This is a genomic window from Microbacterium sp. LBN7, from assembly GCF_045690345.1.
Classification (GTDB): Bacteria; Actinomycetota; Actinomycetes; order Actinomycetales; family Microbacteriaceae; genus Microbacterium.
On record NZ_CP147856.1, the window covers coordinates 1482321 to 1493593 of the forward strand.

At 68.7% G+C, this 11273-nt stretch carries 10 protein-coding genes; 7 read left to right on the forward strand and 3 right to left on the reverse strand.

The window, feature by feature from the left end; translation table 11 throughout:
- Positions 1-8: 8 nt before the first annotated feature.
- Genes LBN7_RS07040 through LBN7_RS07050 form a run of 3 tightly spaced genes read right to left on the reverse strand, consistent with a single transcriptional unit; the run spans position 9 to position 3183 of the window.
- Complete coding sequence (locus LBN7_RS07040; RefSeq protein WP_407361363.1) at positions 9-1076, reverse strand: Gfo/Idh/MocA family protein; 1068 nt, start codon at positions 1074-1076, stop codon at positions 9-11.
- Positions 1073-2032, reverse strand: coding sequence for an MBL fold metallo-hydrolase (locus LBN7_RS07045; protein ID WP_407361364.1), 960 nt, complete (start codon positions 2030-2032; stop codon positions 1073-1075). Before LBN7_RS07045 ends, LBN7_RS07040 begins: the two co-directional genes overlap by 4 nt.
- Positions 2029-3183, reverse strand: coding sequence for a mandelate racemase/muconate lactonizing enzyme family protein (locus LBN7_RS07050; RefSeq protein WP_116634098.1), 1155 nt, complete (start codon positions 3181-3183; stop codon positions 2029-2031). The genes LBN7_RS07045 and LBN7_RS07050 overlap by 4 nt, the downstream gene beginning before the upstream one ends.
- Before the next feature lie 111 nt (positions 3184-3294).
- Between LBN7_RS07050 and LBN7_RS07055 the strand changes: the two genes are divergently transcribed.
- The 7 genes from LBN7_RS07055 (at position 3295) to LBN7_RS07085 (ending at position 11159) form a co-directional block, all read left to right on the forward strand.
- Positions 3295-4041, forward strand: a complete 747-nt coding sequence (locus LBN7_RS07055; RefSeq protein WP_116634097.1) for a FadR/GntR family transcriptional regulator — start codon at positions 3295-3297, stop codon at positions 4039-4041.
- A gap of 150 nt (positions 4042-4191) precedes the next feature.
- Complete coding sequence (locus tag LBN7_RS07060; RefSeq protein ID WP_116634096.1) at positions 4192-5454, forward strand: ABC transporter substrate-binding protein; 1263 nt, start codon at positions 4192-4194, stop codon at positions 5452-5454.
- A 4-nt stretch (positions 5455-5458) separates the two neighbouring features.
- Positions 5459-6433, forward strand: a complete 975-nt coding sequence (locus LBN7_RS07065; RefSeq protein WP_207769901.1) for a carbohydrate ABC transporter permease — start codon at positions 5459-5461, stop codon at positions 6431-6433.
- On the forward strand, positions 6433-7260 hold the full coding sequence (locus tag LBN7_RS07070) for a carbohydrate ABC transporter permease (protein ID WP_407361365.1): 828 nt from the start codon (positions 6433-6435) through the stop codon (positions 7258-7260). The genes LBN7_RS07065 and LBN7_RS07070 overlap by 1 nt, the downstream gene beginning before the upstream one ends.
- Before the next feature lie 4 nt (positions 7261-7264).
- Positions 7265-9409, forward strand: a complete 2145-nt coding sequence (locus LBN7_RS07075; RefSeq protein ID WP_407361366.1) for a right-handed parallel beta-helix repeat-containing protein — start codon at positions 7265-7267, stop codon at positions 9407-9409.
- Positions 9410-9463: 54 nt separating this feature from the next.
- Entirely contained in the window at positions 9464-10582 is a 1119-nt protein-coding gene (locus LBN7_RS07080; RefSeq protein ID WP_407361367.1) for an Rv2578c family radical SAM protein, read from the forward strand.
- A gap of 37 nt (positions 10583-10619) precedes the next feature.
- Positions 10620-11159: a YaeQ family protein gene (locus tag LBN7_RS07085; protein WP_407361368.1), complete on the forward strand. Its 540-nt coding sequence runs from the start codon at positions 10620-10622 to the stop codon at positions 11157-11159.
- Positions 11160-11273 lie beyond the last annotated feature (114 nt).

Genomic DNA, 11273 nt, shown 5'->3' on the forward strand with positions numbered 1-11273 from the left:
CGGGGGTTTCAGACGGGGGTGTCGACGCCGCCGGCGGCGGACGACCGCAGCAGCGCATCGATGAGCTCGACGGAGCGCGCGGCGACCGTGACATCGGAGTTGTTCTCGGTGCTCGCACCCGTGATCAGCTCGATGAAGCGCGCCGGCGGGATCAGGCACTCGTACTCGCCCTCGCCCTCCGCGATCGCGACCTCTTCGCGGCGACCGTCGTAGCGGCTGAGCGTGACGCGCTCGCGCTCGACGTCGATCATGAGCACGCCCTCGGTGCCGAACAGGCGGATGTCGACCTGGTACTTGTCGCCGTCGGCGAGCGTGGCGGCGCCCGACAGCGAGCCGATCGCGCCGTTGTCGAAGCGGATCACGCCCGCGTCGAACAGGTCGACCGGCGCACCGGCGGTGATCACCCGCCCGGCGACCGAGGCCGCGCGCAGACCCGTGAGCCAGAACAACAGGGCGGAGGAGTGCGTGATCTGTCCGTGGGCGTAGCCGCCGCCCTTCTCGGGGCTCGACCAGGTGCGCGGGTCGGGTGCGGTGTCGGAGTTCCAGCGCTCGAGCATGTGCGACGGGTCCGTGCCGAACAGTCCGCGCGTCGGCGAGGCCATGTGGCACATCGCGTACTGGATCTCGCCGATCGCCCCCGCCTCGAGGATCCTCCTGGCGGCGACCGTGAACGGCTTGTAGTTCCAGCCGTAGGGGACGAGGAAGACGGTGCCTGCCCGCTCGGCCCGCGCCGCCAGGTCCCAGGCCTCGTCGGCGTGCAGCGTCATCGGCTTCTCGCACAGCACGTGCAGCCCGCGGTCGAGAGCCTGAGCGGCGAGAGGATGGTGCAGATCGTGCGGGGTCGAGATCACGACCGCGTCGATGTCGGCATCCAGCAGCTCGGTCGCGTCCTCGGTCGCGAAGGCGAAGCCGAAGGTCTCGCGGATGGACTCGAGGCCGTCGCCCTTGCCGCAGACGCCGACGAGCTCGACGTCGTCGCGTGCTGCGAACAGCGGGAAGTGGTTGCTGGTCGCCCACCAGCCGGCGCCGATCGCGCCGAGACGGACCTTCCTGCCGACCACCGTCGATGTGCTCACGCGACCCACCGCCATGTGCGGACGCCGTCTCTCTCGCCCTCGACGACCCGTCCCCGGGCGACGAGTCGCTCGAGGTTGCCGGTCATCGGGAAGATGAGGTACTCGGCCGCGGCCTCCGGCCACGGACCGAGATCGGGGGCGGCGCGGTGGATGAGGTCGAGCGAGGTGAGCTCCTCCCCCGAGGCCAGCACCTGCTCGATCACCCGGTCGACGCGCTCGGTGTAGGCGAGGGAGTCATCGAGGAACTCCCCGACGGTCGTCCCCTCGTAGACGGGATAGTGCGCGGTCAGGAGAAGGTCGGCGTCAAGAGCCCGCAGACGGCGGATGCTGTCGACATACGCGACCGTGTCGCGGTAGGTCGGCGGGAACGCGGCGCGACCGTCGGCTGTCGGCACGGTCTCGCCCAGCACGGCGTCGGAGATGAGGAGCGTGTCGTTCTCGGCATCGCGGAGCGCCAGGTGACCCGGCGAGTGCCCGGGCACCGACAGCACTTCGATCAGGCGGTCGCCGAGGTCGAAGGTCTCGCCGCCGTCGAGAGACCGGTGCACGGGGACCAGCCCCGTCGAACGACGCACCTCCGCCGTGGTCTCGGGCGGGTCGTCGAAACGGTCACGGGCGGCGAACTCGCCGTAGCGGCCGGAGATGAGCAGCTCGACGTCTTCGGTCATCGGCACGTCGGCGCGACCGGCGAGGAACTCGGCATGCGGGGCGACGGCGGCGAGCGCGGCGTTGCCGCCGGTGTGGTCGAAGTCGCAGTGCGAGCTGATCACCCAGCGGATGTCGGTCGGATCGAAGCCGATCTCGTCGAGGTACGGCAGCAGGGTGCCGGGCACGGAGTCGGCGACGCCGGTGTCGAACAGCAGCGCGCCGTCGGGACCGGTGAGCAGGTACATCGCGATGAACCGCTCGCCGAGGGGCGCCACGATGCGATGGATGCCGGGACGGAGCTGCATCATTCGCCCCAGGCGCCGTTGTCGACCAGGCGCAGACCGGCGCGCGGAGAGCGCACGTGGGGTCCCGCCGGCTCCTGCCAGTCGGCGTCGCTGCGCGCCTTGAGGATCAGCGCCTCGTCGACGTCGATGCCGACGCCGGGTCGGTCGCCCAGCACGATGCCGCCGCTCTCGAACTCCTGGTCGAGCGTGAGCCCGAACGGGGATCCGAGATCCTGTACCTCGGCGGAGAGATGGTTCGGCACGGCCGCGGCGGCCGCGGTGACCGTGTGGTTCGCAGTGAGGCCCACCGGGCTCACCGGCAGGTCGCGGCTGTGCGCGGTGACGGCGACGCGGAGGAAGTGGGTGATGCCCCAGACCGCTCCGGCCTGCACGATGTCGGCGCCACCGGCGTCGAGCAGCGGCCGGTACTGCTCGAGGCCGGTGAGGTTCTCGCCGGTCGCGACCGACGCCTTGATGGCCGCGCTCAGTCGCGCGTGGCCCGCGGCATCCCACCGACGAAGCGGCTCCTCGACCCAGGTGAGGTCGAGATGCTCCTCGAGGGCGCCGACGTGGCGGACGGCCTGCTTGAGGTTCCACGACTCGTTGGCGTCGAGCATGAGCGCCGGCGGCGCGCCGTTCGCGGTGAGGAGGTCGGTGAGGATGCCGAAGCGGCGCAGATCCGCCTCGACGTTGCGACCGCCCTTGAGCTTGGCGGCGGTGTAGCCGCGATCGGCGAAACGGCGGTAGAGCTCGGCGAGCTGCTCGTCGGTCAAGGCAGCGTCGAGGCCGGAGGCGTAGCCGGGCACGAAGCGGTCGCCCGCGCCGAGCAGACGCCAGAGCGGCTCGCCGGCGAGCTTGGCCTTGATGTCCCAGAGCGCGGTGTCGAAGGCGCCGATGCCGCCGAAGGTCGCACCGCCGTGCGACGACTTGAAGACCCGCGCGAGCATCGCGTCGTAGAGAGTGGTCACCGCGCGGGGATCCTGACCTTCGATGGCCGGGAAGAGCCGGTCGAGATCGGCGTGCGATCCCATGCCGACGCCCTCGACGCCCTCGTCGGTCTCGAGGATCACCAGAGGGACGTCGGTGACGCCGGATGCGATGAATCCGTTGACGTCGCCGACGGGCCGCCCCCAGTCGTGGACGGTGCGCAGTGTGCGGTAGCCGGTGATCTTCATGTCGCCCTTGAGTGTGAGAGATCGAGCAGTACTAAACACCATACATCATATGTCTGGGGTTTCGCGAGTGTCCGGTGTCGAGCGGGCAGGGACGTGAATAGAGTGTCTGGCATGACCCTGCCCGCAGATCCCGCCACCGCCGGTCGCGCACGCACCCCGATCGACCGCATCGGCGCGACCGTCCTGAAGGAGCTCGTCCAGTCGATCGTGACCGGCGAGTTCGGCCCCGGCGACCTGCTCCCCCCGGAGAGCGTCATCAGCGTGCAGTTCGGCGTGAGCCGCACCGTGATCCGCGAGACCATGAAGCGTCTGCAGGAGAAGGGCATGGTGACCGTCGCCCAGGGCCGCGGCACGCACGTGAATCCGTCGACGAGCTGGAACGTGCTCGACCCCCTGGTGCTGTCGACGATGATCACGAACGACTCCACCCTCGGCGTCCTCGACGACCTCAGCGTCGTCCGGGGCGCGCTCGAGGCCGCGATGGCGGCGGCAGCAGCGACCGCCGTCGATGACGAGGCGCGGACCCGGCTCCAGGACGACCTGGCCGCGATGGCCGAGTGCGTCGACGACTCCGCCGCATTCCGCGAGGCCGACCTGCGATTCCACCGCTCCGTCATGGAGCTCTCCGACAACGCGCTGGCCGAGAACATCGCCCGCGTGCTGATCACGCACGCCGTGGGCAGCGATCGCTTCACGGGCATCGACCCCGCGCACGCGTTCGAGCTCACCCTCGCCGAGCACGAGAAGATCGTCGAGGCGATCTCCGCCGGCGACGCGGAGGGCGCCAGGGTCGCGATGAGCGCGCACATCCTCGGGTCGTGGTCCCGCCGGCGCCTGCCGTCCGAGAAGCGCGCCTGACGGCATCCGTCCGGCCTACGCGAGAAACCCCTGAACATCAGTCATGTGACCTTTGCTTGCTCGTTTTCATAAGACGTAGTATGTTTCCATCAGAGACCTGCACCCTCGGGTCCTGCAGCAAACTTCTTCATCAACGTTGAGAGGATCGCAATGAAGCGAAGGATCGCCATCCCCGCCGCCATCGGAGTGGCGGCACTTGCACTCACCGGCTGCGGAGGTGCATCGCCCAGCGGCACGACCGGAGGCTCCGGCAGCGACGACAAGCTCGTCATCTGGAACTGGGGCGACGCCGACGAGGCCGCGGCCGCGTACACCGAAGACGTCAAGGCCGCATTCGCGGAGAAGCACCCCGACGTCGAGGTCGAGATCGTCAACCAGCCGTTCGACCAGTACTACACGCTGCTCGGCAGCGCGGTCGAGGCCGGCACCGGTCCCGACCTCGCCCTCTTCAACGGCGGCACGCAGCTCAAGAGCCGCGCCGACACCCTCGTCCCCGTCACCGACGAGCTCGCCGACCTCGAGGACACGCTCGCCGGATGGCCCGCGTTCCAGGCCGACGGCGAGACGTACTCGGCGCCGATGTTCCTGCAGGGCTTCCCGATCTACTACAACAAGGCGCTCTTCACGGCCGCCGGCCTCGACGCCGACACCCCGCCGGCGACCTGGGACGAGCTCGCCGAGGCCTGCACCGCGATCACCGAGAAGACGGACGCCTCGTGCTTCGCGCTGGGCAACAAGGAGGGCCTCGGCATCGAGTTCTTCCTCTCGGGCTTCGCCTCGGGCATCTTCACGCCTGAGGAGTACGACGCCTGGATCGACGGTGAGCGCGACTGGACCGGGGAGCACGCCACGCAGGTCCTGCAGATGTGGGCCGACTCGGCAGCCAACGGCTGGTACAACGAGGGCGCGAACTCCACCGCCATGTTCAACGACTCCTTCGACCTCTTCTCCGGCGGCAAGTCGGCGATGGTCGTCGGCCTCATGAGCGGCACGGCGCACTGGAAGCAGTTCGACGAGTTCCTCGGCGAGGACCTCGGATTCATGATGCCGGTCAGCACCAACGACGGCACGACGCTGGCCCTCCCGGCCGAGGGCGGCATCGGCTACGCCGTGCTGAACGAGGACAAGAAGGAGCTCGGCGTCGACTGGATCAAGGCCACCGTCGACCACGATGCACTCTCGGCCTACTCCCTCGCGGGTGGCCAGATCACGTCGGACACGACGATCGAGCTCGACACCGACATCGCGTCGGCGAACGACATCGTCGGGGAGCTGCCGGGCAGCAAGCCGCTGCTCCACACGGCGCTCGAGGCCGACACGCTCGACCTTCTGCACCGCCTCGGTCAGCAGCTGCTCGGCGGCGAGGTCACCGTGCAGGACGCCGCAGCCCAGCTGGCAGCGTCGGAGGGCTGATCCCTTGTCGACCGACACCACCTCGACCCGGAGCCTTGTTCTCGAGAACAGGGCTCCGGGCCGCGGCCGCACGAAGCGCGGAGGCCGCGCCGATCTGGGCGTGCCGCTGCGCAAGAAGCCGTGGACGTCCGAGCGCATCGCGCCCTACCTCATGGTGCTGCCGGTCATCCTCATCCTCGCCGTCTTCCGGCTCTACCCGCTCCTGCTCGGCGTGAACTACTCGTTCACCGGCGACAAGGAGCTCAACGGACAGTTCATCGGACTGGACAACTACTTCACCCTCCTCGGCGACGCGCGCTTCCAGGCATCCGCCCGCAACGTGCTGGTCGTGCTGCTGTTCGTGCCGATCCAGGTCTTCGTCGCCGGCATCCTCGCGACGTTCGTCTTCCTCAAGATCCCCGGCCACCGCTTCTACCGCAGCGTGTACTTCCTGCCGGTGGTGCTGTCGCCGATCATCATCGGCGCGATCTTCAACATCCTGCTCGCCGCCAACGGCCCGATCAACGGCGCCCTCGGAGCGGTGAACATCCCCGCCGTCGACTTCCTGGGCCTGCCCGGCACCGCGCTCCCCTCCGTGCTCGTCGTGCACATCTGGGCCACGTTCGGCATGGCCTTCACGATCTTCCTCGCCGGCTTCGCGACTCTCGACGCCGAGCTGCTCGACGCCGCGAAGATCGACGGCGCGAACCTGTGGCAGCAGATCGTGCACGTCATCATCCCGAGCCTCAGCCAGACCATCCAGTTCGTGTTCGTCACGACCACGATCGGCATGCTCACCGGCCTGTTCGGCCTGCTCTACACGATGACCGCCGGAGGGCCGGGAGCCGCGAGCTACCTGCCCGAGTTCCTCATCTGGAAGCTCAACGGCGAGGCCCGACCGGCGCTGGCGTCGGCGGCATCCGTCTTCCTGCTGCTCATCGTCCTCGTGATCGGCCTGATCCAGATCCGCGTGCTCCGCCGCGCCACCAAGGAGGCATGATGCGCCGGGAACGCCTGGGCAAGTGGCTCATCGCCATCCCCATGATGCTGCTGGCCATCGCCACCATCGCGCCCATGCTCTACGGGCTGAACATCTCGCTCAAGACGCGCAAGGACTACGTGCTCGACCGCCTGGGCGTCACGCAGACGTTCAACGTGCAGAACTTCATCGACGCGTGGACCAACGCCGACATGGGCCGCTACTTCATGAACACGATCATCGTGACCGTGTTCTCGGTCGCGATCCTGCTCGTGCTCGCCTCGATGTGCGGCTACGCGCTCAGCCACCTGACGTTCCGCGGCAGCAAGGTCGTGTTCCTGATCATCCTGGCGATGATGATGATCCCGTTCCAGGTGATCATGGTCCCGACCATCAAGGTGCTCAGCGACATGGGGCTGATCAACTCGTTCCCCGGGCTGATCATCGCGTACGTCGCGCAGTTCCTGCCGTTCACCGTGTTCTTCATGACCTCGTACTACTCCGGCATCCCGAAGGAGCTCACCGAAGCCGCGCGCGTCGACGGCAACGGCCTGTTCGGGGTCTGGGCGCGGATCATGATCCCGGTGGGCAAGCCGGCGCTCATCTCGATGGGCATCCTGAACGCGCTGTTCGTCTGGAACGACATCCTCATCGCGCTCCTGATCATGCAGTCGCCGCAGAACCGCACCGTCATGGTCGGAGTCAGCGCGCTGCGCGGCCAGTACCCCGACAACGTGCCGACGTACATCGCCGGCGTGCTGCTCGCGGTGCTGCCGATCATCGTCGTGTACCTGATCTTCCAGCGGCAGATCTCGGCCGGAGTCACCGCCGGCGCCACGAAGGGCTGACTCCATGAGCACGGACCGGATCGAGGTGTACGCCGCTCCGGACGGATCGCCCTACGCGGACGGCTCGCACGGGTACCCCGCGAACGACCTCGCGCACGCGCTCGCCCTCGTGCGGAAGCGTCGCGAGCCGGGGCAGCGCGCCGTGATCTGGATGGCCGGCGGCGAGTACGCCCACGCCGCCCCGGTGTCATTCACGGCGGCCGACTCGTTCACCTCGGTGGTGGCTGTCGACCCGTCGAATCCGCCCGTGCTCCGAGGATCCGCACGCATCACCGGATGGCGGCCGGTCACGGTCAACGGCGTCGACGCGTTCGCCGCCCCCTCCCCCCGCGCGGTCGCCCGCCGCCTGTACGTCGACGGCGTCGCGGCATCCCGCCCCCGCTACCCGCGCGAAGGATTCCTGCGTGTCGAGGAGCAGACCGGGCTCGACCCTGCCGGCAGCTTCGTCGGCACGCTGTTCGACGGCGCAGCATCCTTCCGGTTCGCCGAGGGTGACATCCCGTCGCTCGCTCAGGAAAAGGCGGTCGAGATCGTCGTGCCGCACTACTGGGTCCAGGAACGGATGCCGATCACCTCGGTCGACCGCGAGAACCGCACGATCACGAGCTCGCTGCGGAGCATCTTCGCCCTGCGCGACGATGCCGCCGCCCTGTTCGCGCGGTACTACCTCGACAACGTCGCCGAGAGCTTCGGCGAGGTCGCGGGCGAGTGGTACCTCGACCCGACGGGCGCACTCGTCGGCGCATCCGGCCCGCACGTGCTGTACCTGCCCGCGCCGGGTGTCGACATCGCCGACCTCGACGTGCGGATGCCGGTGGTCGAGGCCTTCGCGACGCTCGACGGCACGGCCGAGGCGCCGGTGCGCGAGGTGCGGTTCGAGGGCATCCGCTTCGCCGAGGCCGACTTCGAGGCCGTGCCTGCGGCCGTTCCGCCGTTCGGCGTGCGGGAGGACCCGCAGCTTCCGGCGGACGGGCGATACGCCGCCGACGTGCAGGCGGCGAGCAGCGTGCCGGCGGCTCTGCGGTTCTCGTTCGCGCGATCGTGCGCAGTCGTCGGCGGGGCGATCGAGCGCGTCGGCGGATACGGCGTCAGCCTGGATGCCGGAACGCGCGGCACGCTGATCAGCGGCGTCGAGTTCCGCGATCTGGGTGCGGGCGCGGTGCGCTCGGGCGGCGGGATCGACGCGCTGGCCGCCGACTACAACCAGGCCAACGAGGTCTCGGACTGCCTGATCGAGCGGGGCGGCCAGGTCTATCCGAACGCCGTCGCGGTGCTGTTCCAGCACGGGTCGCACAACGTCATCGCGCACAACGAGATCCGCGAGTTCCTCTACTCGGGCGTCTCGGTCGGCTGGATGTGGGACTACCTGCACAGCCCGTCCGAGGGCAACCGCATCGAGGGCAACCACATCCACCACCTGGGCGGCGGGCTGCTCAACGACATGGGCGGCGTCTATCTGCTGGGCATCGCGCCCGGCACCGTGATCCGCGGCAACCGCATCCACGATGTCGAGTGCGCGAACTACGGCGGGTGGGGCATCTACCTCGACGAGGGGTCTTCGCACGTGGTCATCGAGCAGAACGTCGTGCACGACGTCTCGAGCCAGGCGTACCACCAGCACTACGGCCGCGAGGTGATCATCCGCGACAACGTCTGGGCCTTCGGCCGCAACGGGCAGATCTCGATCACGCGCCCGGAGGACCACGTCTCGTTCACGTTCCACCGCAACATCGTGGTCGGCGACGGGATGCCGGCGTTCGTCGGATATCCGGACCACCGTGACATCCGGAACTTCGGCATCGACAGCGACCTCAACCTGTTCTGGGACGCGGCGCCGATCGACGGCGCCGCGCGTGCGGCGAACGCGGCGCGCGCGACCGGCGCGGACGGACGGGTCGGCTTCGAGATCGTCGAGCCGCTCGACGACGAATGGGCCCGGCTCGGGCACGACCGTCATTCCGTCACGGCCGATCCGCTGTTCGTGGATGCGGAGGCGCGCGACCTGCGGGTGCGTTCCGGGTCCCCGGCGGAAGAACTGGGCATCCGGGTTCCGGACGTGCGCGGAGCGGGGCCCCGGCCTGTCGCCGAGCGGCGGCATCCGCTGGCCTCGGAGACGCGCGTCGATCCGTTCCTCCCCACGCAGGGATAGTCCTTTTCTTCGAATCTCGCTTGCGCTAACTTCGATCACATGTTCGAATGAAGTATGCGCTGGCAGGGACAGAAGCTCGGAGAGAAGGATGCTGCGGCACTCCCCGGTCTCGAAGACCGGTCGAGCGTGCTGCGGTCGGTGACGACCCCCGATTTCGCGGGGATGACGTTCCACGAGGTGCTGTCGAAGTCCGCGCTGAACCATGTTCCGGGCGCTTCGCGCATGCCCTTCGCGTGGACGATCAACCCGTACCGCGGATGCAGTCATGCCTGCCTTTACTGTTTCGCTCGCGGCACCCATGAGTACCTCGACCTCGACGGAGGAGCCGACTTCGACTCGCAGATCGTCGTGAAGGTCAACGTCGTGGACGTGCTCGAGAAGGAGCTGCGCAAGGGCAGCTGGCAGCACGAGACCGTCGCGCTCGGCACGAACACCGATCCGTACCAGCGTGCCGAGGGCCGCTACAAGCTCATGCCGGGGATCATCGAGACACTCGCGGCATCCGGCACTCCCCTGTCGATCCTCACGAAGGGCACGCTGATCCGGCGCGACATCCCACTCCTCGTCAGGGCCGCCGGGCGCGTTCCGGTCGACGTGCAGATGTCGATCGCCATGTATGACGACGAGCTGCAGAAGTCGATCGAACCGGGGGCTCCGACGACCCAGGCGCGGCTCGACACCGTGCGCGCTCTCGCAGATGCCGGGTTCCGGGTGACGGTCTTCCTGATGCCGATCATGCCGCACATGACGGACTCGGTCGAAGCGATCGACGACGCGCTCACGCGCATCGAGGCAACCGGTGCGCGCAGCGTGATCTACGGCGCACTGCACCTGCGTCCCGGTGTGAAGCCGTGGTTCTTCCAGTGGCTCGAGAGGGCCCGCCCCGACCTCGTGTCGTCGTACCGCGGACTGTATCCCGGTGCCTCCGCCGAGGCCCCGAAGGCATACCGGCAGTGGCTCGCCAAGCGCGCGCGTCCGCTCATCCGTGCCCACGGACTCGACGGACGGCACGAAGACGACTATCCGCAACGCGGAGTCCGTCCCGGGCAGGGGCACGTCGAGTCGATCTGGCGTCAGGGAAGTGTGCAGAGCACCGGCCGCCCGGGCGCACCCGTCACGTTCCGGACGACAGGCTCGGCCTCGGCATCCCCCGCGCAGCCGATGCTCTTCTGAACGGGCGCACCGCGTCAGCCGCGTAGGCTCGACAGTTATGGCTACCGGCTCCACGATGCACACGTTCGACGTCCAGCTGGCCGACACCGATCGAGGCGTCTACGAGGACTACGCGCTGCGCGTGGCGCGGCATCCGTCCGAGACCGACGCCTACATGATCACGCGCGTCCTGGCCCACGGTCTCGAGCACGCGGAGGGGATCGCGTTCGGCGACGGCATCTCGTCGACGGAGGAACCCGCGGTGATCGTGCGCGACATGACCGGTGCCATCATGGCCTGGATCGAGATCGGCGCCCCCGACGCCGAGCGCCTGCACTACGGCAGCCGCCTCGCCGAGCGCACCGTCGTCTACACGCACCGCGACCCCGCCAAGGTGATCGCGCCGTGGGCGGGGAAGAAGATCCACCGGTCCGACGCGATCCGCGTGTACAGCTTCGATCCCGGCTTCATCGACGCGGCCGCGGCACTGATCGAGCGCCGGAACACGATGACCCTCACGGTGACCGAGCAGGTGCTCTACCTCGACCTGAACGGCACGAGCCTCACCTCGGCCATCCTCGAGCACGAGCTGGCCTGACGGCGCCTCGCCCTCGGGCGGAGATCTCTCCGTCGGGAGGAGCCCTCGGCGCGGAATCTCAGCCCGACACTGCGATCTCAGCCCGACACTGCGATCTCAGCCCGACGCTGCGAT